20 protein-coding genes are annotated in these 19,983 nt (G+C 70.8%); 10 read left to right on the plus strand and 10 right to left on the minus strand.

From position 1 onward, the window contains the following. The first annotated feature begins 788 nt into the window (after positions 1-788). Complete coding sequence (locus tag AB0H82_RS00340; RefSeq protein WP_362987147.1) at positions 789-1,337, plus strand: DinB family protein; 549 nt, start codon at positions 789-791, stop codon at positions 1,335-1,337. A gap of 3 nt (positions 1,338-1,340) precedes the next feature. On the opposite strand, the gene AB0H82_RS00345 is transcribed toward AB0H82_RS00340, so the two are convergent. Then, positions 1,341-1,787, minus strand: coding sequence for an ATP-binding protein (locus tag AB0H82_RS00345; RefSeq protein ID WP_362987149.1), 447 nt, complete (start codon positions 1,785-1,787; stop codon positions 1,341-1,343). Between the two features lie 157 nt (positions 1,788-1,944). Here AB0H82_RS00345 and AB0H82_RS00350 point away from each other — a divergent pair, with 157 nt between their 5' ends. From AB0H82_RS00350 to AB0H82_RS00375, 6 genes are all read left to right on the plus strand, one after another. Next, complete coding sequence (locus tag AB0H82_RS00350) at positions 1,945-2,799, plus strand: helix-turn-helix transcriptional regulator (RefSeq protein WP_362987151.1); 855 nt, start codon at positions 1,945-1,947, stop codon at positions 2,797-2,799. Continuing rightward, the gene (locus AB0H82_RS00355) at positions 2,796-3,005 is read left to right on the plus strand and encodes a DUF397 domain-containing protein (RefSeq protein WP_362987153.1); all 210 of its coding nucleotides are present in this window, start codon (positions 2,796-2,798) and stop codon (positions 3,003-3,005) included. Before AB0H82_RS00350 ends, AB0H82_RS00355 begins: the two co-directional genes overlap by 4 nt. A gap of 80 nt (positions 3,006-3,085) precedes the next feature. Further along, complete coding sequence (locus AB0H82_RS00360; RefSeq protein WP_362987155.1) at positions 3,086-4,636, plus strand: MFS transporter; 1,551 nt, start codon at positions 3,086-3,088, stop codon at positions 4,634-4,636. 541 nt (positions 4,637-5,177) lie between these two features. Then, the gene (locus AB0H82_RS00365; RefSeq protein ID WP_362987157.1) at positions 5,178-6,977 is read left to right on the plus strand and encodes a DEAD/DEAH box helicase; all 1,800 of its coding nucleotides are present in this window, start codon (positions 5,178-5,180) and stop codon (positions 6,975-6,977) included. A gap of 339 nt (positions 6,978-7,316) precedes the next feature. Next, positions 7,317-7,958: a helix-turn-helix domain-containing protein gene (locus tag AB0H82_RS00370; RefSeq protein ID WP_362987159.1), complete on the plus strand. Its 642-nt coding sequence runs from the start codon at positions 7,317-7,319 to the stop codon at positions 7,956-7,958. A 184-nt stretch (positions 7,959-8,142) separates the two neighbouring features. Beyond that, entirely contained in the window at positions 8,143-8,967 is an 825-nt protein-coding gene (locus tag AB0H82_RS00375) for a S16 family serine protease (protein ID WP_362987161.1), read from the plus strand. A 148-nt stretch (positions 8,968-9,115) separates the two neighbouring features. On the opposite strand, the gene AB0H82_RS00380 is transcribed toward AB0H82_RS00375, so the two are convergent. From AB0H82_RS00380 to AB0H82_RS00405, 6 genes are read right to left on the minus strand one after another with little or no spacing between them, the layout of a single operon-like run. Then, on the minus strand, positions 9,116-9,421 hold the full coding sequence (locus AB0H82_RS00380) for a hypothetical protein (RefSeq protein WP_362987163.1): 306 nt from the start codon (positions 9,419-9,421) through the stop codon (positions 9,116-9,118). Between the two features lie 51 nt (positions 9,422-9,472). After that, positions 9,473-10,441, minus strand: coding sequence for a glycine betaine ABC transporter substrate-binding protein (locus AB0H82_RS00385; protein ID WP_362987165.1), 969 nt, complete (start codon positions 10,439-10,441; stop codon positions 9,473-9,475). Next, entirely contained in the window at positions 10,438-11,304 is an 867-nt protein-coding gene (locus AB0H82_RS00390; RefSeq protein ID WP_362987167.1) for an ABC transporter permease subunit, read from the minus strand. Before AB0H82_RS00390 ends, AB0H82_RS00385 begins: the two co-directional genes overlap by 4 nt. Then, positions 11,301-12,539, minus strand: a complete 1,239-nt coding sequence (locus AB0H82_RS00395; RefSeq protein WP_362987168.1) for a betaine/proline/choline family ABC transporter ATP-binding protein — start codon at positions 12,537-12,539, stop codon at positions 11,301-11,303. The genes AB0H82_RS00390 and AB0H82_RS00395 overlap by 4 nt, the downstream gene beginning before the upstream one ends. Beyond that, the gene (locus AB0H82_RS00400; protein WP_362987693.1) at positions 12,532-13,179 is read right to left on the minus strand and encodes an ABC transporter permease; all 648 of its coding nucleotides are present in this window, start codon (positions 13,177-13,179) and stop codon (positions 12,532-12,534) included. Before AB0H82_RS00400 ends, AB0H82_RS00395 begins: the two co-directional genes overlap by 8 nt. A 46-nt stretch (positions 13,180-13,225) precedes the next feature. After that, entirely contained in the window at positions 13,226-13,696 is a 471-nt protein-coding gene (locus AB0H82_RS00405; protein ID WP_362987169.1) for an Lrp/AsnC family transcriptional regulator, read from the minus strand. A gap of 121 nt (positions 13,697-13,817) precedes the next feature. Here AB0H82_RS00405 and hppD point away from each other — a divergent pair, with 121 nt between their 5' ends. Next, the gene (gene hppD / locus AB0H82_RS00410) at positions 13,818-14,966 is read left to right on the plus strand and encodes a 4-hydroxyphenylpyruvate dioxygenase (RefSeq protein ID WP_362987171.1); all 1,149 of its coding nucleotides are present in this window, start codon (positions 13,818-13,820) and stop codon (positions 14,964-14,966) included. Positions 14,967-15,094: 128 nt separating this feature from the next. Here the strand turns inward: hppD and AB0H82_RS00415 are convergent, their stop codons facing one another. Together AB0H82_RS00415 and AB0H82_RS00420 are read right to left on the minus strand one after the other, a co-directional pair. Beyond that, positions 15,095-15,982, minus strand: a complete 888-nt coding sequence (locus tag AB0H82_RS00415) for an alpha/beta hydrolase (protein ID WP_362987173.1) — start codon at positions 15,980-15,982, stop codon at positions 15,095-15,097. Then, positions 15,979-16,536, minus strand: coding sequence for a quercetin 2,3-dioxygenase (locus AB0H82_RS00420; RefSeq protein WP_362987175.1), 558 nt, complete (start codon positions 16,534-16,536; stop codon positions 15,979-15,981). The genes AB0H82_RS00415 and AB0H82_RS00420 overlap by 4 nt, the downstream gene beginning before the upstream one ends. A 57-nt stretch (positions 16,537-16,593) precedes the next feature. Here AB0H82_RS00420 and AB0H82_RS00425 point away from each other — a divergent pair, with 57 nt between their 5' ends. Then, positions 16,594-17,049 (plus strand): MarR family winged helix-turn-helix transcriptional regulator, encoded by a 456-nt coding sequence (locus AB0H82_RS00425; protein ID WP_362987177.1) that lies wholly within the window; start codon positions 16,594-16,596, stop codon positions 17,047-17,049. Here the strand turns inward: AB0H82_RS00425 and AB0H82_RS00430 are convergent. Continuing rightward, the gene (locus tag AB0H82_RS00430; protein WP_362987179.1) at positions 17,035-18,498 is read right to left on the minus strand and encodes a tetratricopeptide repeat protein; all 1,464 of its coding nucleotides are present in this window, start codon (positions 18,496-18,498) and stop codon (positions 17,035-17,037) included. The two genes, AB0H82_RS00425 and AB0H82_RS00430, sit on opposite strands and share 15 nt — an antisense overlap. Before the next feature lie 108 nt (positions 18,499-18,606). Between AB0H82_RS00430 and AB0H82_RS00435 the strand changes: the two genes are divergently transcribed. After that, the gene (locus AB0H82_RS00435; protein WP_362987181.1) at positions 18,607-19,977 is read left to right on the plus strand and encodes an FAD-linked oxidase C-terminal domain-containing protein; all 1,371 of its coding nucleotides are present in this window, start codon (positions 18,607-18,609) and stop codon (positions 19,975-19,977) included. Positions 19,978-19,983 lie beyond the last annotated feature (6 nt).

Raw genomic sequence — 19,983 nt, forward strand, 5'->3', positions numbered from 1 at the left:
CCGGGGGCAGAGACCACCCCACCCGGGCACCTACTTTCGCGACGTTGCGAATGAGTTCGCCGCACGCCCCCCGCCCACACTGAATGCGCCCCCGGCAGGCGGGATCGTGGAGGCAGGAACCCTCAAGAGATGGCCGGGTGTGAGGGCGCGCGGGGTGTGGCAGGGGGGCGCGCGGCCCCTGCATTCACAACTTTCTGAAAGTAGGTGCCCGGCCCCGGTGGCCCGCAGGTCCTGCGGCACTTTGACCGTGCCGGGCATGCCACGTTGATCCGGCCCGCACCCGGCAGCGAGAGCCGATGACCCGAGCGGCGTGGCCGGGCCTGACCGAGCCTCGACCGTGACAGCGACACACGATGGGCCGGTCCGCACCCGGCAGCGAGAGCCGATGACCCGGCCAGCGAGGCCGCGCGGGCAGCCGAGCGGCGACCGTGACCTGCGCCCACGTTGGACCGGTCCGCACCCGGCAGCGAAAGCCGATGACCCATCCCAGCGGCCCCGCAGCCCCCACCCCTGGCCGTCCGGGTCACAGTTAACGTGCGGTGGAGGGACGGCAGTCAAGGGTGGAGCGGAGCGGAATCGGCGCAGCCGACGCGACGCAGGAGCGCCCTTTACTGGCGGCCCGGAGGCGCCACACTCCGCAAAAAACCGGGCGGCCCCGGTAACCGTCAAAGGCACCGGCCCACCGAAGTCGCAGAGGGGACCTACGCAATAGGTCAAGAGCTGGCCTACTTGCCCTCTAGCGTCGCACTTGTTCGACGGAGCCGTACCAACGGAAGGCGGTCACCACCATGCCCCACCCCGAGAGCACGACCCTCGCCGAGTCGACTGTCGGCGGCGAGCGCGCCGATCTGCTCGACAACCTGGCCCAGCACCGGACCATGCTGCGCCACACCGTCCGCGACCTCACCGACGAGCAGGCCGGGCGGCGCACCACCGTCAGCGAGCTGTGTCTGGGCGGCATCATGAAACATGTCACCTCGGTCGAGCGCGTGTGGGCCGCCTTCATCCAGGAGGGTCTTCCGGCCCTGGGTGACGTGACCGACATGAGCGAGGACGACTGGGCCCAGCGGGCGGACGAGTTCCGGATGCTGCCCGGTGAGACGCTCGCGGGCGTACTGGACCGGTACGCCGAAGTCGCCCGCACCACCGACGCGTTGGTGCGCTCGCTGCCCGACCTCGACGTGTCCCATCCGCTCCCCGAAGCCCCGTGGTTCGAGGCCGGCGGGCGGTGGTCGGCCCGCCGGACCCTGCTGCACATCATCGGCGAGACCGCCCAGCACGCGGGTCACGCCGACATCATCCGTGAGTCCCTGGACGGTGCCCTCAGCATGGGCTGAGTTCTACGGTCGCGGCGGCGGGGCCAGTTCCGCCCAGATCGTCTTGCACGGGCCGAACGCGGGCGTCCCCAGGTCCGTGCCCCAGCGGTCCGCCAGTGTCTCGACCAGGAGCAGGCCCCTCCCCGACTCCTCCTCGGACGAGGGGCGTCGCGGGTGCAGCGGCGGGCTGCGGTCCGCCCGCGCGTCCGTCACCTCGATACGGAGTGTGTCCGGCGCGATGATCGTCAGCCCCAGCCGGAAGCTCCTGCCGGGCACGTGGCCGTGCAGCACGGCGTTGTTCGCCAGCTCGGCAACGATCTGCTCCGCGTCCTCGGACGGCCGCTCCCAACTGTGCAGTTGCTCCCTCGTCAGGAGCCTGGCCAGTCGGGCGCCTCTGCGCGTCGCGGAGAGCAGGATCGTGAACTGGTGTACGGGTGTGGGGGTTTGAGCCCGGGTGGTTTCTTGGTTCACGTCACTCAGCGTGGCGGGGCGTGCATGACGTGGATAGCGGTGCGCGCTGTGCGTACGGAGTCTGTCCCGCTGTTGTCCCGGCTTGTCCCGGCTGTCCCGGGTGACGCCCGGGTACGTGTGCGCGTTGGGCTTGGACGGTACGTGGGAGGTGGGCGCGGTGGAAGAACGCAACGACGGTGTGGACGAACCCGGCTGGGACGTCGACCCCGAGGACGAGATCAGTGCGGTCGTGGAGATGGTCGGCCATCAACTGAAATTGCGGAGAGAGGCGGCGGGGATGCGGGTGGCCGAGTTCGCGGCGGCCATCGGGTACGGGGAGGACCTTGTCCGCAAGGTCGAGCGCGGGGCACGCATTCCTCGTCCCGAGTACCTGGACAAGGTGGACGAGGTCACGGGGGCGAATGGGCTCGTTTCCGCGATGAAGAGGGAGATGCGGGAGGCCCGGTACCCGAGGAAGGTTCGGGAGCTGGCGAAGTTGGAGGAGCGAGCGGTCGAGGTCGCGGTGTACGCCAGCCACGGCATGCATGGTCTTCTGCAGATCGAAGAGCATTCGCGGGTCGTGTTCAGGGCTCGACAACCCGCGTACACGCAGGATGCGGTTGAGCGGTACGTCGCCGCGCGGATGGCTCGCCGGTCCATCTTCGAACGGGAGCCCGGCCCCAGCCTCAGCTTCGTACAGGAAGAGGCTGCGCTGCTACGTCCTATCGGAGGCACAATGGTGTGGCGCCGACAACTCGAACACCTGCTGGTGGTCGAGCAGTTGCCGCACGTCACGCTGCAGGTGATGCCCCTCGACTGCGAGGCCCATCCAGGGCTGGACGGTGATATCGAGATGCTGAAGTTCGGGGACGGAACGGCGGTTGGTCGCTCCGAAGGAGCGTTCAATGGTCGCCCGGTCACTGACCCCAAGCAGCTCCGCATCCTTGAACTGCGGTATGGCATCATCCGGGCCCAGGCTCTCACGCCAAGAGCGACGCGGGCCCTTATCGAGCGAATGCTGGGAGAAACATGATCGGCAAGGCCTCTGTCGGGGACGCCTCCGCCCTGGAGTGGTTCAAGAGCAGCTACAGCAGTGGCAACGAGGGTGATTCATGCGTGGAGGTCGCCCTCACCTCCCGCACCATCCACATCCGCGACTCAAAGGTCACCGACGGCCCCCACCTCGACCTCACCCCCACTGCCTGGTCCGACTTCCTCACGTACGCCTCGCGCGACTGAGAGACGTACGACCAAGGGCCCAGTAACTTCCCACCCAGGGACAGGGGCATAACAGCGCCACGCCTCTTACGCTGACGGGCATGACCAACATCGCCCCCGACACAGGTGGAGTGCTGCGCGCGCCCTACCGCGCGCTGAGCATCGGCATCGTCTCCGTCGTGCTGCTGATCGCCTTCGAGGCGACCGCCGTCGGGACGGCGATGCCGATCGCCGCCCGCGAGCTCGACGGGGTGGAGCTGTACGCCTTCGCCTTCTCCGGGTACTTCACGACGAGCCTCTTCGGCATGGTGCTGAGCGGTCAGTGGGCGGACCGGCGAGGACCGCTGGGCCCGCTCGCCACCGGCATCGCGCTGTTCGCTGCGGGGCTGTTGCTGAGTGGGACCGCCGGGGGCATGTGGTTGTTCATCGCGGGGCGGGCCGTGCAGGGGCTCGGCGGCGGACTGGTCATCGTCGCGTTGTACGTGGTCGTGAGCCGGGCCTACCCGGAGCACCTGCGGGCGTCGATCATGGCAGCGTTCGCGGCGAGCTGGGTCGTGCCGTCCGTGGTGGGGCCGCTGGTCGCGGGGACGGTCACGGAGCACCTCGGGTGGCGGTGGGTGTTCGTCGGGATCCCCGTCCTCGTCGTCGCGCCGCTCGCCCTCGCGCTGCCCGCGATACGGAGGACGGCGTCGGGGCCGGTCGACCCGGACGCGCCGGTCGCCGCGTTCGACCGGCGTCGTATCCGGCTGGCGCTCGGGATCTCGCTGGGGGCGGGGCTCCTCCAGTACGCGGGGCAGGACCTGCGGTGGCTGTCGCTCGTGCCCGCCGTGCTCGGCGTGGCGGTCCTCGTGCCGGCGGTGCTGGGGTTGCTGCCCAAGGGGACGTACCGGGCGGCCCGGGGGCTGCCGTCCGTCGTGCTGTTGCGCGGCGTCGCGGCGGGGTCGTTCATCGCGGCCGAGTCGTTCGTGCCGCTGATGCTCGTCACCCAGCGCGGGCTGAGTCCGACCATGGCGGGGCTCTCGCTCGCCGTGGGCGGGGCGACCTGGGCGCTCGGGTCGTACGTCCAGTCGCGGCCCCGCATGGAGCCCCACCGCACGCGGCTCGCCGCAGGCGGCATGGTCATCGTCGCGGCCGCGATCCTGGCGGCGCCGACCGTCCTCATCGAGTCCGTGCCCGTGTGGGTCGTCGCCGTCGCGTGGGCCTTCGGGTGCTTCGGCATGGGGACGGTCATCGCCTCGACCAGTGTGCTGCTGCTGCGGCTCTCGCCACCGGCGGACGCCGGGTCCAACTCGGCCGCGCTGCAGATATCCGACGGCCTCTCGAACGTCATCCTCCTCGCCGCGGGCGGTGCCGCGTTCGCCGCGCTCGGCGGGGGCGCGGTGGGTGAGGCGCACGGGGCGGCGGCCGGGGCCGACGGGTCCCATCCGGCGGCCTTCGTCGCCGTCTTCCTGCCGATGGCGGCGGTCGCCCTGGTCGGCGCCTGGGTGGCGACGCGGCTGCAGGGCCCGAAGGTGCCGGAAGGGAGTGCGGGGGCGGTTCCGGCGGCGGACGGGACGGGGGTCGTGGTCACCGACGTGGTGACGGACGTACGCATGGACGTCCTGTCGGACACCGGCCCGGAGGCGACATCGGACGTACGGACGGACGGCTAGCCAGGGGCACCGCCCCGTCCCTGCGGGCGGGCGGCTGGGCGGGTGCCGTCTCGGTCCTGCGTGCGGGCGGCTAGGTGGGCACCGCCTCGTCCCTGCGGGCGGACGGCTGGGGCGGCCTCGGTCCTGCGTGCGGACAGCTGGGCGGGTGCCGCCTCGGTCCTGCGTGCGGACGGCTGGGCGGGCACCGCCTCGTCCCTGCGGGCGGGCGGCTGGGCGGGCGGCTGGGGCGGCCTCAGTCCTGCGGGTGGACGGCTGAGCGAGCGCCGTCTCGGCCCCCGGGCGGACGACTGGGCGAGCGCCGTCTCGGCCCTGCGGGCAGACGTGCGGGGTACGCCACGGGAGCCCGGTGGGGCACGACACGGGGGCCCGCACGCGGACGTGCCGGGGGACGCGCGTACCGGCACCCCCGCGCCCCGCGGCCCCGTGTGAGACCCGTCCCACCCACCCCCGGCACCGCCTCGCCCCCAGTGGAACGGCACCGCATCACCGGTAAGGTGGCCCGGTTGTCATACGTGCCGCCGACCTTGCGAACCCGGAGACCGTGACTACCACCAGCGCCGCCGCCAACTCCTCCCACCACCTCTCTCCCGCCTTCCCCGGCCGTGCCCCCTGGGGCACCGCCAACAAGCTGCGCGCCTGGCAGCAGGGGGCGATGGAGAAGTACATCCAGGAGCAGCCGCGAGACTTCCTGGCCGTCGCCACCCCCGGCGCCGGCAAGACGACCTTCGCGCTCACGCTCGCGTCCTGGCTGCTGCACCACCATGTCGTGCAGCAGGTCACCGTGGTCGCGCCCACCGAGCACCTGAAGAAGCAGTGGGCGGAGGCCGCCGCCCGCATCGGCATCAAACTGGACCCCGAGTACAGCGCCGGACCGCTCAGCAAGGAGTACCACGGCGTCGCCGTGACGTACGCGGGCGTCGGCGTGCGGCCGATGCTGCACCGCAACCGCTCCGAGCAGCGCAAGACCCTCGTGATCCTCGATGAGATTCACCACGCCGGTGACTCGAAGTCCTGGGGCGAGGCGTGCCTGGAAGCCTTCGAGCCGGCCACGCGGCGCCTCGCGCTCACCGGTACGCCGTTCCGGTCCGACACGAACCCGATCCCCTTCGTCACGTACGAGGAGGGGAACGACGGCATCCGGCGCTCCGCCGCCGACTACACCTACGGCTACGGCAGCGCGCTCGGCGACGGCGTCGTGCGGCCCGTCATCTTCCTCTCGTACTCCGGCAACATGCGGTGGCGCACGAAGGCGGGCGACGAGATCGCGGCGCGGCTCGGCGAGCCGATGACCAAGGACGCCGTCAGCCAGGCCTGGCGGACCGCCCTAGACCCGCGCGGCGAGTGGATGCCGAACGTCCTCAAGGCCGCCGACAAGCGGCTCACCGAGGTGCGGAAGGCCATCCCCGACGCGGGCGGGCTCGTCATCGCCTCCGACCAGGACTCCGCGCGCGCCTACGCCAAGCTGATCCGGGAGATCACGGGCGCGAAGGCGACCGTCGTCCTCTCCGACGACACCGGGGCGTCCCAGCGCATCGACGACTTCAGCGCGAGCACCGACCGGTGGATGGTCGCGGTCCGCATGGTGTCCGAAGGCGTCGACGTGCCGCGCCTCGCGGTGGGTGTGTACGCGACCACGATCTCCACGCCGCTCTTCTTCGCGCAGGCCGTCGGCCGTTTCGTACGGTCCAGGCGGCGCGGCGAGACCGCGTCCGTCTTCCTGCCCACCGTCCCCGACCTGCTCACCTTCGCCAACGAGATGGAGGTCGAGCGCGACCACGCCCTCGACAAGCCGAAGAAGGAGGGGGAGGAAGACCCCTACGCCGAGTCCGAGAAGGAGATGGACGAGGCCAACAAGCAGGAGGACGAGGACACCGGGGAGCAGGAGCAGTTCTCCTTCGAGGCGCTGGAGTCCGAGGCCGTCTTCGACCGGGTGCTCTTCGACGGCGCCGAGTTCGGCATGCAGGCGCACCCGGGGAGTGAGGAGGAGCAGGACTATCTGGGCATCCCGGGGCTCCTCGAACCCGATCAGGTGCAGATGCTGCTCCAGAAGCGGCAGGCCCGGCAGATCGCCCACAGCAGGAAGAAGCCCGACGAGGAGGCCGACCTCCTTGAACTGCCCGCCGAGCGGCGGCCCGTGGTCTCGCACAAGGAGCTGCTCGGGCTGCGGAAGCAGCTCAACACGATGGTCGGCGCGTACGTCCATCAGAGCGGGAAGCCGCACGGCGTGATCCACACCGAGCTCCGGCGCACCTGCGGCGGGCCGCCCAGCGCGGAGGCCACGGCCGGGCAGCTGCGGCAGCGGATCGAGAAGGTCCAGGAGTGGGCCACCCGCATGAAGTGACGTTCGAGTACGTCATGAAGTGACGTTCGAGTAAGGAGCGGGGCGTTCCGAGTGCGGAGGGCTTGTGTGGATGTCGCGCGCACGGCTCGCCGGGGGCGCCCCGCGTAACGGGGCAGATGCGGGCGCTAGGGGCGCCCCGGTGCCCGGATTCTGGACGAAGTCTTCCGCTGAGCGGGACGGCCTCGCTACTGTCCCCGCAACGCACACGCCCCGTGGCAGCGCCGCCGCGGAGCGCAGCCGGTGTTCCGACCGGCGGCCTCTGACGCGCGTCGCCCACGGGACCGGCGGCGCAACCGCCGCGTAAGGGGGCCGCCGACCCTCACCTAAGGAGTGGGCGTCGTGACCGCGGAGACTTCCCAGACGCTCGACAGAGGACTGCGCGTCCTCAAGCTGCTGGCCGACACCGACCATGGCCTCACGGTCACCGAGCTGTCCAACAAGCTCGGGGTGAACCGGACCGTGGTGTACCGCCTGCTCGCCACGCTCGAACAGCATGCGCTGGTACGACGGGACCTGGGCGGTCGGGCCCGCGTCGGCCTCGGCGTGCTCCGCCTCGGCCGCCAGGTGCATCCGCTGGTACGGGAGGCCGCGCTGCCCGCGCTGCGCTCCCTCGCGGAGGACATAGGCGCGACGGCCCACCTCACCCTCGTCGACGGCTCGGAGGCCCTTGCCGTCGCGGTGGTCGAGCCCACATGGACGGACTACCACGTCGCGTACCGGACCGGGTTCCGCCACCCGCTGGACCGGGGTGCGGCGGGGCGCGCGATCCTCGCGGCGCGGCAGGGCCTGGTGACGGATCCCGGTTACGCGCTCACGCACGGGGAGCTGGAGGCGGGCGCGAGCGGTGCGGCTGCCCCGCTGGTGGGCGTGACCGGCCTTGAGGGCAGCGTGGGCGTGGTCATGCTGGCGGACTCGGTGCCGGAGCGGGTGGGGCCGCGGGTGGTGGATGCGGCGCGGGAGGTGTCCGATGCGTTGCGCTGAGGCCGCGCGGGCGAGCGGAGTCACGGGGCGCGGTCTGTCGCCGGCTGCGCCGAGCTCGTCCTCAATCGCCGGACGGGCTTGATATACCTGCGCTCGTCCCCAAGCCGGACGGGCTTGATATACCTGCGCTCGTCCTCAAACGCCGGACGGGCTTGAACTTTCCCCCGCACGTTAGATTGATCCCGTGTTCTCGTTCTCTCGTCTCACGCGCCCCCAGGCCCTCGCCGTCTGTGCCCTGCCCGTCGTGGCCCTGCTCGCCGTCGCGGGGCTCGCGCCGTTGCCGTTTGCCGTGGCTCAGCCGGGGGGGACGGCCAACGTGCTCGGGGAGCACGAGGGGAAGCCCGTCCTGACGGTCTCCGGCGTGCCCACGCGGGAGACCGAGGGGGAGCTGCGGATGACCACGATCGTTGCCACCGGGCCCCAGATGGATATTTATCTGGGCGACGTCGTCGATGGGTGGTTCCGGAGCGATCGGGCCGTCATGCCCAAGGACTCCGTCTACCCCGTCGGGGACGACGTGAAGGAAGTCGAGAAGCACAACCTCGGCGACATGAAGAAGTCGCAGGGCGCCGCCACCGACGCCGCCCTGCGGTATCTGAAGGCGAACGGCGTCGACGACACCGACAAGGTGAAGGTCAAGGCCGACCTCGGCAAGATCGGCGGGCCGAGCGCCGGACTGTTCCTCACGCTCGGCATCATCGACAAGGTCGACGGCGACGGCAGCGGCGGCGACCTCACGGGCGGCCGCAAGATCGCGGGCACCGGCACGATCACGGCCGACGGCAAGGTCGGGCCGGTCGGCGGTGTCGCCCTGAAGACGCAGGCCGCGCGGCGCGACGGCGCGACCGTCTTCCTCGTGCCGAAGGACGAGTGCTCGGACGCTCAGGCGGAGCTGCCGAAGGGCCTTCGCCTCGTCCCCGTCACGACGCTGACGGGAACGGTCGACGCACTGCGCGCCCTGGAGAAGGAAGAGAAGGGCGGGAAGGGTGGGAAGGTTCCGAGTTGCTGATCAGGCGCAGGCCCAACTCGACCAGCGTCCAGCCCAGTTGAGCACGGAATCCGGGTCCGTAGTGGTGTACGGGTGCCGCGTGGTGTAACTCCCGCGCACGCTCGTGATGCAGCTTCAGGTGGATGTCGGGGTGCATGACCGGCCCCTCTCAGGTGCCTTCGGCCTTCGGTCGGGTCGGGAAGACGTTGGAGTGGACGCGCACCTTCACGACGTCTTGGGCGCCTTCCGGCGCCGCCGTGCGGTAGCTCTCGATGAGTTCGTGGATCTTGTGGGCCAGCTCGGAGGCGAGCGCCGGAGTCAGGTCCAGGGTGAAGTCGCTGGTGTCCGCGGCCTCGTCCCACTCCTGTGACCACTCGCGCCGCTCGACTCGCCCAGGCGGGCGGCGAGTTGGGACGCGGTCGCCGGGCCGTCCAGGTAGACATGCAAAGACTCCGTTGCAATGCCTTCTTTGCAACGGAGTCTTTGTAACTGTGCCGAAGACGATGGCCGAAGACTATGGCCGAACCTACTCCTTGACGAAGCCCTCCTCGATCAGCCAGTCCTTCGCCACCTCATGCGGGTCCTGACCGTCCACGTCCACCTTGGAGTTGAGCTCCCGTGCGACCGTGTTGTTCAGCTTCGCGGTGATGGGGGCCAGGACCTCCGCCATCGCCGGGTGCTCCTTCAGGGACTTGCTGTTGATCTCCGGGGCCGCGTTGTAGTTGGGGAAGAAGTGCCTGTCGTCCTCCATCGTCGTCAGGTTCATCGCCTTGATGCGGCCGTCCGTCGTGAAGACCTCGCCGTAGGTGCACGTCCCCTTGGCGGCCTGGGTGTAGATGATCCCGGTGTCCATCTTGGTGATGCTGGAGGACGGGACGTGCATCCCGTACTTCTTCTGCATGCCGGGCAGGCCGTCCTCCCGCGACGCGAACTCGCTCTCCACGCACAGCGATACGGCCTTCGGGTTCGACTTCGACAGCTTCGCCACGTCCGAGAGGGTCTTCGTCCTGTACTTGGCCGCGTTCCGCTCGTTCATCGCCAGTGCGTAGGTGTTGTTGAGCTTGGCCGGGGGGAGCCAGGTGACGCCGTTCTTGAGGTCCGCGTCGTGCACCGCCTGCCACTGCTTCTGCGGGTCGGTGATCGGCTCGGTGTTGCCCTGGTACGTGATCCAGGCCGTGCCCGTGTACTCGTACATGGCGTCCGCGTCGCCGCCCTTGACCGCCTCGCGCGCGCCGATCGAGCCCTGGATGCCCGTGCGGTCCAGTACGTCCGCGCCGGCCGCCTGGAACGCGATGCCCATGATCGCGCCGAGGATCAGCTGCTCGGTGAACTCCTTGGACGTGACGGTGAGATCGGCGCCCTTCAGGGGCAGGCCCCTGCCGATCGAGCCGGGCTCGACATCGTCCACCATCGGGCTGCCGCTCGTCAGCCCGCAGCCCGCGAGCAGCGCGCCGGACAGGACTGCGACGACGGTCGTGCGGGCCGTGGTCCTCATGCGTCCACCTCCAGACCGCGCGGGCGCAGCACCAGTTCCGCCAGCGAGGCCAGCCAGTCCACCAGGAGCGCCAGCACGATCGTCAGGATCGAGCCGAGCATGAGGACCGGCATCCGCTGGTTGGTCATGCCGGTCGTGATCAGGTCGCCGAGGCCGCCGCCACCGCCGAACGTGGCGAGGGTCGCCGTGCCGACGTTGAGGACGAGTGCCGTGCGGACGCCCGCCAGGATGAGGGGGACCGCCAAGGGGAGTTCGACCTTGCCGAGCACGCCCAGCGGTGACATGCCGATACCGCGTGCCGCCTCCAGGAGCGTCGGGTCGTTCGCCTTCAGGCCCGCGATCGTATTGGAGAGGACCGGCAGGACGGCGTAGATGATGATGCCGATCAGCGCGGCCTTCTCGCCGATGCCGAGCCAGATCACCAGCAGCGCGAGGAGGCCGATCGCGGGGGTCGCCTGGCCGATGTTGGCCAGGGCCATCGCGACCGGGGCGCCTTTGCGCAGCCTCTTGCGGGTCAGCAGGATGCCGAGCGGGATGGCGATGATGAGGACGAAGAACGTCGAGATCGCCGTGAGCTCGATGTGCTGGCGCAGCCTGAGCCAGACGTTGCCGTCGGCCAGCGCGTTCTTCGAGATCGAGTCGAGGTCGGCCTGCTGGAACCACAGCCAGGTCGCCAGCAGGACCGCCGCGAGCACGGCGGGCAGGAACGTCAGCTTCTGCCAGGTGACCCTGCGCGGCTGCCGCGCGGCGAGCGGGGTCGGCGGGACCGTCGGCCCGGCCGTCGGCCCGGCCGTCGGCCCGGCCGTCGGCTCGGCTTCGTCCCGGTCGGAGACGCCGGTCGGGCCCCCGGAGGTGTCGGTCATGCCTTCGCCTCCCCGCCGTAGCCCTCCTGCTCGAACTGGGTCAGCCGGGCGCGCTGCTCCTCCAGCTGGTGCTGGTGCTCGACGGCTTCGAGGCGGTCGGCCTCCAGCATCTCGTGGACGGAGTTCATCAGCGTCTCCATGTCGACGACGCCCGTGTACTCGCCGCGCCGCCCGGTCACCGCGACCCGGCCCGCGCTGTCCGTGAGGACGGCTTCGAGCGCGTCGCGCAGGGTGGCGTCGCGGGTCACCGTGTCGTGGACGAGGGTGCCCGCGCGGGCCAGCGAACCCTTGGCGCGCATCAGGTCGCCGCGCCGCAGCCACTTGTAGGGGCGGCGGTGCTTGTCGAGCAGGAGCAGTTCGTTGGTGTTGCTGCCGCGCAGCCTGTCGAAGATGTCCTGGAGCGGGTCGTCGACGGTCACCGTGGGGATGTCGGCGATCTCCACGTCCCGTACGCGGGTCAGGTTGAGGCGCTTCAGCGCCGCGCCCGCGCCCACGAAGCCCGAAACGAAGTCGTCGGCGGGATTGGTGAGGATCGCTTCGGGGGTGTCGAACTGCGCGATGTGGGACCGCTCCCGCAGCACGGCGATGCGGTCGCCCAGCTTGATGGCTTCGTCGAAGTCGTGCGTGACGAAGACGATCGTCTTGTGCAGCTCGTGCTGGAGCCGGATCAGCTCGTCCTGGAGGTGGTCGCGGGTGATCGGGTCGACGGCGCCGAACGGCTCGTCCATCAGGAGGACGGGTGGATCCGCCGCCAACGCCCGTGCCACGCCGACGCGTTGCTGCTGGCCGCCGGAGAGCTGGCGCGGATAGCGGTGGTGGAACTCCGCCGGGTCGAGACCCACCAGGTCGAGCATCTCCTCGACCCGGGACGCGATCCTCGACTTGCCCCAGCCGACCATCTTCGGCACCAGCGCGATGTTCTGGGCGACGGTCATGTGGGGGAAGAGGCCGGAGGACTGGATCGCGTAACCGACCTTGCGGCGCAGCTTCACCGGGTCGATGTCGGTGACGTCCTCGCCGTCGATGCGGATGCGGCCGCCGGTCGGCTCGATCAGGCGGTTGATCATCTTCAGGGTGGTGGACTTGCCGCAGCCCGAGGGTCCCACGAGGATGACGGTCTCGCCCGCCTTGATCTCCATGTTGACGCTGTCCACGGCGGGTTCGCCGTTGCCGTACCGCTTGGTGAGATTCTCCAGCTCGATCGTCGCCCCGGAAGTGGCGGTGGTCTCAGGCACGGATCCCCCTCGAAATGGTCAGCCTGCCGATCACGACGTACGCGGCGTCGAAGAGCAGCGCCAGGATGACGATCCCGAGCGTGCCCGCGAGCACCTGGTTGAGCGCGTTCTTGCTGCCGAGCGAGCCGATGCCGCGGAAGATCTCGTTGCCGAGCCCGGGGCCCGACGCGTACGCGGCGATGGCCGCGATGCCCATCAGCATCTGCGTGGAGACCCGGATGCCGGTGAGGATGGGCGGCCAGGCGATCGGCAGCTCCACCCTGAAGAGCCGGGCGGCACGGGACATCCCGATGCCCTTGGCGGCGTCGACCAGCGACGGGTCGACGCCGCGCAGCCCGACGATGGCGTTGCGCACGATCGGCAGCAGCCCGTACAGGGTCAGTGCGACCACGGTCGGCGCGACACCGAGCCCCACGACGGGGATCAGCAGGCCGATCATGGCGAGCGAGGGGACGGTGAGGATGGTGGACGTGACGGTGGTGGCGAGGTTCCCCGCCCATTCGCTGCGGTACGTGAGGACGCCGATCAGTACGCCGATGACGGTGGCGACGACCATGCACTGGAAGACGGCGCTCGCGTGTTGATACGCGTCCGTCAGCAGTTGCTGGTGGCGGTTGCCGAGGTAGTCCCAGAAATTCACTGAAGTGCTCACCTCGTCTTTCCGAAGGAACTCGCAGGTCGGTGACTCAGGGGTCTTCGGACGCCTGCTCCACCAGCGGGAGGATCCGCAGCGGAACGGGGTTTTCCATGACGATCGCCGTGGAGGCCCGGACGATGCCATCAAAGCCCACGACCCGGTCGATCACACGTTGGAGATCGGCGTTCGACCGGGCCACGAGGCGGCAGAGCATATCGCCGTGGCCGGTGATGGTGTGCAGTTCAAGCACCTCGGCGACGGTCGCCAGATGCGCCCGTACGTCCGCGCCCTGGCCCTGTTTGATCTCCAGCGTCGCGAAGGCCGTCACGGGGTAGCCGAGCGCCGCCGGGTCGACCTCGGGGCCGAAACCCCGGATGACTCCATTGGACTGAAGCCGGTCCATCCGCGCCTGCACCGTGCCGCGCGCCACCCCGAGCCTGCGGGACGCCTCAAGAACCCCGATACGCGGCTCCCGCGCCAGCAGCACGATGAGTCTGCCGTCCAGATGATCGATCGCCATGGCACCTCCACGGTGGTCATGATGTACAGATAGCCCCCTCATCCTGGCCACTCACTGGGCAGATTGACCACTGGAAACGCGAACTATTGCGCACCTTGCGGTTCGGCGGGAGCCTCAGCACATGACTGAGACCACCACCCACACCAGCCCCGAAACCGCGCGCGAGGCCGACCCCTTCCCGGTCAAGGGAATGGACGCGGTCGTCTTCGCCGTGGGCAACGCCAAGCAGGCCGCGCACTACTACTCCACGGCGTTCGGCATGAAGCTGGTCGCCTACTCCGGACCGGAGAACGGCAGCCGCGAGACCGCGAGTTACGTCCTCACCAACGGCGGTGCGCGCTTCGTCTTCACCTCCGTCATCAAGGCCTCCACGGACTGGGGTCACTTCCTCTCCTCCCACGTGGCCGAGCACGGCGACGGCGTCGTCGACCTCGCCATCGAGGTGCCGGACGCGCGCGCCGCGTACGCCTACGCCGTCGAGCACGGCGCGCGCGGCATCACGGAGCCGTACGAGGAGAAGGACGAGAACGGCACGGTCGTGCTCGCCGCCATCGCCACCTACGGCAAGACGCGCCACACCCTGGTGGAGCGCGCCGACTACGACGGCCCGTACCTGCCCGGTTTCGTGCCCGCGAACCCGATCGTCGAACCGCCGGCCAAGCGCACCTTCCAGGCGATCGACCACTGTGTCGGCAACGTGGAACTCGGCAGGATGAACGAGTGGGTCGGCTTCTACAACAAGGTCATGGGCTTCACGAACATGAAGGAGTTCGTGGGCGACGACATCGCGACCGAGTACAGCGCGCTGATGTCGAAGGTGGTGGCCGACGGGACGCTCAAGGTCAAGTTCCCGATCAACGAGCCCGCCATCGCCAAGAAGAAGTCGCAGATCGACGAGTACCTGGAGTTCTACGGCGGCGCCGGCGTCCAGCACATCGCGCTCGCCACGAACGACATCGTCGAGACCGTGCGCACGATGCGCGCGGCGGGCGTCCAGTTCCTCGACACCCCCGACTCGTACTACGACACCCTCGGCGAGTGGGCCGGTGAGACCCGCGTCCCCGTCGAGACCCTGCGCGAGCTGAAGATCCTCGTCGACCGCGACGAGGACGGCTACCTGCTCCAGATCTTCACCAAGCCGGTCCAGGACCGCCCGACCGTCTTCTTCGAGATGATCGAGCGGCACGGCTCGATGGGCTTCGGCAAGGGCAACTTCAAGGCGCTCTTCGAGGCGATCGAGCGGGAGCAGGAGAAGCGGGGCAATCTCTAGGCGCCGTTTGTCGCGGGCTGCGCCCAGCTCGTCCTCAGTCGCCGGACGGGCTCCATCACCTCGGCCCGGCTCGTGACCGCTCGCCGGACAGGCCCGGATTCCTCGGGCCTGTCCGGCGAGCGCGTTTCTCAGAGCCCCGCGCTGCCGCGCGCGAACTCCAGTGAGCGCGCGAAGATGCGCTCGACCTCCGCTTCGGGCACACCGTGCCAGCCGTGGTCCGCGCCCGGGACCGTCCACAGCTCGGCCGGTGTCCCGGACCGCTCCAGCGCGGTGGCCAGCGACGCGCTGTGGGAGTGGTCCACCATCGTGTCCGCGTCGCCGTGCACGAGGAGGAACGGCGGTGCTCCCGGGGCGACTTGGGACATCGGGCTGCCCGCCCGTGCCCGGTCCGGGACGGTCGCCGGGGCCGCGCCGAGCAGGAGCGCCTCGGGAGTGGCGGGGTCCTCCGGGGTGAAGGGGCCGCGCGGGGCGGTCAGATCGCTCGGCCCGTACCAGATCACGGCCCCGGCGAGGGCCGGCTCCCGGTGGGTCAGGGCGAGCAGCGAGGCGAGGTGGCCGCCCGCCGACTCGCCCCACACCACGGTCCGTCCGGTGTCGACGCCCAGTTCCGCGCCGCGCAGGGTGAGCCAGCGCAGCGCGGCCCGCAGGTCGTCGAGCGGGGCCGGGAAGCCGGCCTCGCCGCTGAGCCGGTAGTCGACGCAGGCCACGGCGAGCCCTTCGGCGGCGATCCGCGCGAACGGCCCCGGCGACCAGTGCCGGGTGCGCAGGCCCATGTCGTCGCGGCGCCCCTGGAGCCAGGCACCGCCGTGCACGAAGAGCACCAGCGGCGCCGGGCCCGCCTCGGGAGTGGTCCCGGGCAGCCACAGGTCGAGTTCCAGGGGGCGGCTGCCCGTGTCCTGGCGGTAGGGCACGCCGCGCAGTTCGCGTACGCCGGGCGCGCGCGTCGCCGGGGGCGGCAGGGGAGCGACGTCCGGGTGGGGCGCGCCGATCAGCTCGCGGAGCGCGGGCCCCGTCACCGGGTCCGCCACTGGTGGTCGGGCAGGAAGTTCACGTCGTACTGCTCGGGCACGGTGCCGAACTTGTGGGGTTCGGGGATCAGCGGCCGGTGCGGCAGGCCGTGCTCCTCCGCGGGCGCGCCGAGGTTCTCGAAGAAGCGCTCGAACGTGCCGCCGGGGCCCGCGGCGACGCCGACGACCTGGCTGTGGTGGCGCTCCATGCGGTAGGCGTGCGTGCAGTTCTTCGGTACGAAGCCGAAGTCGCCGGGGGTGAGCAGCTTCTCCTGCTGGATGCCCTCGGTGTCCTCGACGAAGAGCCGGACGGCGCCCTGGGTGACGTAGAAGACCTCGTGGGTGTCGGCGTGCACGTGGGCCGGTATGAGGTCGCCCTTGGGGCCCTCGACGGTGAAGAAGTTGAAGGTGTTCTCGGTCTGCTCGCCGCCCGCGTAGACGGTGACGAGGTCCCCGAAGAGGTGGGCACGGTCGCCGTCGCCCTTCTCGATGAAGTAGGGCTTGCCGGGCTCCGGGGGGATGTGGGAGGTGCGGCGGTAGCGGGTGGCGTACTCGATGGTCATGGGCGGGGGCTCCCGGGTTCTCGTGACGGGCTACGAATGTCAGGTACCCTGACATTAATGACCGAGAAACCCGTTCGACGCAACCTGCCCCAGCTCCTCGGCGAAGCCCGCCGCTGGTTCGAGGAGGGCCTCCTCGCCGCCATGGAGACCACCGGCGCCCCGCCCGTGTCCCTGACACAGGTGCAGCTCTTCGCCGTCCTCGACGACGAGGGCACCACCGTCTCCGAACTGGCCCGCCGCATGGGCGTCACCCGGCAGACCGCCCACCAGGCGGTGCACGGCCTCGTCGGAGCCGGACTCCTGGAACAGGTCCCCGACCCCGCGTCCGCCCGGCAGCGGCTCATCCGCCGCACCCCCCACGGTGAGCGCGCCCACCACGAGGCGACCACCGTCCTCACCCGCCTGGAGGAACTGCTCGCCGATCGCATCGGCGCGGCCCCGGCCGACGCCCTGCGGGCCGCGCTCGAAGCGCCGTGGGGTCCCGTGCCGGGACCGGACTCAGTCGCGGGGTGAGGGCTGGGCCTGCGGCTGCTTGCGCGGCGTCGTCTGCCGGGGCCGGGGCCGGGGCAGCGGCGGGGCCACCTCCCCGCTCGGCGCGTACACCTGCTCGGGGCCGCCCTCCGGCGGCTCGCCCAGCGCCTTCAGGGCCCTCTTCGCCGCGGGCACGCCGAGCGGCGAGAAGTACGGATTGACGCGCAGCGCCTCCCGCAGGTGGCGGCGCGCCGCGCCGTACCAGCCGAGCTCCCGCTCGATCTGCCCGCGGTGGAAGGCGAACAGGGCGCTGCGCGGCCCCTTGTCCATCGCCTTCGTGATCAGCTTCAGCCCCGCCTCGCCCTCCCCGGATCTGTGCAGCGCCCAGCCCAGCGCGTCCGCCGTCTCCGGACTGCCGTGCCGCTTGTACTCCGCGGTGAGCCGCTTCACCGCCGCGTCCGCGTCACCGTGGTCCGCCTCGAAGAGGCCGAGGATCCGCTGGTTGTTGACGCCGGCCGCACCCCCCTGCCGCACCCGGGCCCGCAGCACGTCGTACTGCGCCCGCGCCGCCGGACCCAGCCTCAACGACTCGTACAACTCGCCCAGCTCCAGCGCGTACTCGGGCAGCGGATGCCTGGTGAGCGCCGACCGGTAGGCCTGCAGCGCCTCCGAGGTGCGGCCCAGCGCGGCGAGGGCGCGGCCCCGGCCCGCCAGCGACGGATGGTGGTCGGCCTCCGTGGCGAGCGCCACGTCGTAATAGCGCAGCGCCTCCGTCGGCTCGCCCCGCTCCCACGCGAGCTCCCCGACCCGGTGCAGCGCCGCCGCCTTCTCCGCAGGGGCCTCCGCGAGCGCCGCCGCGTCGGTCAGCGCGGCGTTCGCGTCCTCGCGCCAGCCGCGGTTGCGGTAGACCTGCCCCGTCCGCGTCAGGACCGCGGCGCCCGTGCCCAGCTTCTGCAGGGACTCCAGGGCCTTGCCCACCGCCTTCGCGTCGCCGAGCCCGCTGTACGCGTCGATCAGCGCGGGATACGCCGTCCACCGCTTCGGCGCCTGCCGCACCGCGAGCTCGCCCCACTTCCGGGCCGCCCGGAAGTCGTGCCGGGCGTTGGCGAGCGCGGCAAGACCCGTCAGGGCCTCCGGATTCCCCTCCGGCCGCGTCCTGAGCGACGTGCGCAGCGCGCTCTCGGCCTTCGGATAGTTCGCGAAGTCCGCGGTCCGCACACCCTTCGCCACATACGCCGAGCCGAGCACCGCCCAGGACTGCTCGTCCCCGGGGTGCGCCCGCAGATGCGCCTCGCGCTCCCCGATGAGCGCCGTCAGATCCGGCAGGGCGGCGGGCATCCCCGCCCCCACGGCCACCGTCGCCCGCCCCGCGGGGCCGAGCGCGGGCGGCGCCGGGTCCCCGCCGTCCGGCGGAAGCAGCACGTACGCGCCGCCGAGCAGCACGCTCCCCGCGACGGAGCCGATCAGCACACGCTTCACCGAAGGCTTCATGAGGCTCACTGTGCGCCACTGCCGTCCATACGAAGAGCACATCCCCGGCCCGCGGAACGGCGTCGCACACGGGTTCACACCGATGGCCCCGGGTGCGACGCTGTGATCATGAGCCGCACCCTCATCGACCTCCTTCAGGAGAGCCTCCCGGCCGAGGCGGTCCTCACCGACCCGGACGTGACCTCCTCGTACTCCCACGACATGGCGAGCTTCTGCGACGCGGGCACCCCCGCCGTCGTCGTCCTGCCGCGCACCGTCGAGCAGGTCCAGCACGTCATGCGCACCGCCACCGAGCTGCGCGTCCCCGTCGTCCCGCAGGGCGCCCGCACCGGCCTGTCCGGCGCCGCCAACGCCAGCGAGGGCTGCATCGTCCTGTCCCTCGTCAAGATGGACCGCATCCTGGAGATCAGCCCCGTCGACCGGATCGCCGTCGTCGAGCCGGGCGTCGTCAACGCCACGCTGTCCCGCGCGGTCGGCGAACACGGCCTGTACTACCCGCCGGACCCCTCCAGCTGGGAGATGTGCACCATCGGCGGGAACATCGGCACTGCCTCCGGCGGCCTGTGCTGCGTGAAGTACGGAGTCACCGCGGAGTACGTCCTCGGGCTCGACGTCGTCCTCGCCGACGGCCGCCTCATGAGCACCGGCCGCCGCACCGCCAAGGGCGTCGCCGGATACGACCTGACGCGGCTCTTCGTCGGCTCCGAGGGCAGCCTCGGCATCGTCGTCCGCGCCGTCCTCGCCCTGCGCCCCGAACCGCCCCGACAGCTCGTGCTGGCCGCCGAGTTCCCCTCGACACGGGCCGCCTGCGACGCCATCTGCGCGATCATGGCGGGCGGCCACGTCCCCTCGCTCCTCGAACTCATGGACCGTACGATGGTGAAGGCCGTCAACGCGCTCGCCCACATGGGTCTGCCCGAGACCACCGAAGCGCTGCTCCTCGCCGCCTTCGACACCCCCGAACCGGCGGCCGACCTCGCCGCGGTCGGCGCGCTCTGCGAGGCCGCGGGCGCCACGCAGGTCGTCCCGGCCGAGGACGCCGCCGAATCGGAACTCCTCCTCCAGGCGCGGCGATTGAGCCTCACCGCACTCGAAGCCGTCAAGGGCACCACGATGATCGACGACGTGTGCGTGCCGCGCTCCCGGCTCGCGGAGATGCTCGACGGCGTCGAGCGCATCGGCGAGAAGTACGGCCTGACCATCGGGGTCTGCGCACACGCCGGCGACGGCAACACCCACCCCACCGTCTGCTTCGACGCGGCGGACGCCGACGAGGGCCGGCGGGCCCGCGAGTCCTTCGACGAGATCATGGCCCTCGGTCTGGAGCTCGGCGGCACGATCACCGGCGAGCACGGCGTCGGCATCCTGAAGAAGGAGTGGCTGGCGCGCGAGATCGGCCCGGTGGGAGTGGAGATGCAGCGGGCCGTCAAGGCGGCCTTCGACCCGCACGCGCTCCTCAACCCGGGCAAGCTGTTCTGACGGTGC

It is taken from the genome of Streptomyces sp. NPDC050732, from assembly GCF_040654255.1.
Classification (GTDB): Bacteria; Actinomycetota; Actinomycetes; order Streptomycetales; family Streptomycetaceae; genus Streptomyces.

What these genes read in the sequence shown, in the direction of transcription:
- AB0H82_RS00340 (WP_362987147.1), top strand. Translation starts at nt 789, where the DNA reads ATGCCCCACCCCGAGAGCACGACCCTCGCCGAGTCGACTGTCGGCGGC.
- AB0H82_RS00355 (WP_362987153.1), top strand. Translation starts at nt 2,796, where the DNA reads ATGATCGGCAAGGCCTCTGTCGGGGACGCCTCCGCCCTGGAGTGGTTC.
- AB0H82_RS00360 (WP_362987155.1), top strand. Translation starts at nt 3,086, where the DNA reads ATGACCAACATCGCCCCCGACACAGGTGGAGTGCTGCGCGCGCCCTAC.
- AB0H82_RS00385 (WP_362987165.1), bottom strand. Translation starts at nt 10,441, where the DNA reads ATGAGGACCACGGCCCGCACGACCGTCGTCGCAGTCCTGTCCGGCGCG.
- AB0H82_RS00390 (WP_362987167.1), bottom strand. Translation starts at nt 11,304, where the DNA reads ATGACCGACACCTCCGGGGGCCCGACCGGCGTCTCCGACCGGGACGAA.
- AB0H82_RS00405 (WP_362987169.1), bottom strand. Translation starts at nt 13,696, where the DNA reads ATGGCGATCGATCATCTGGACGGCAGACTCATCGTGCTGCTGGCGCGG.
- hppD (WP_362987171.1), top strand. Translation starts at nt 13,818, where the DNA reads ATGACTGAGACCACCACCCACACCAGCCCCGAAACCGCGCGCGAGGCC.
- AB0H82_RS00420 (WP_362987175.1), bottom strand. Translation starts at nt 16,536, where the DNA reads ATGACCATCGAGTACGCCACCCGCTACCGCCGCACCTCCCACATCCCC.
- AB0H82_RS00425 (WP_362987177.1), top strand. Translation starts at nt 16,594, where the DNA reads ATGACCGAGAAACCCGTTCGACGCAACCTGCCCCAGCTCCTCGGCGAA.
- AB0H82_RS00430 (WP_362987179.1), bottom strand. Translation starts at nt 18,498, where the DNA reads ATGAAGCCTTCGGTGAAGCGTGTGCTGATCGGCTCCGTCGCGGGGAGC.
- AB0H82_RS00435 (WP_362987181.1), top strand. Translation starts at nt 18,607, where the DNA reads ATGAGCCGCACCCTCATCGACCTCCTTCAGGAGAGCCTCCCGGCCGAG.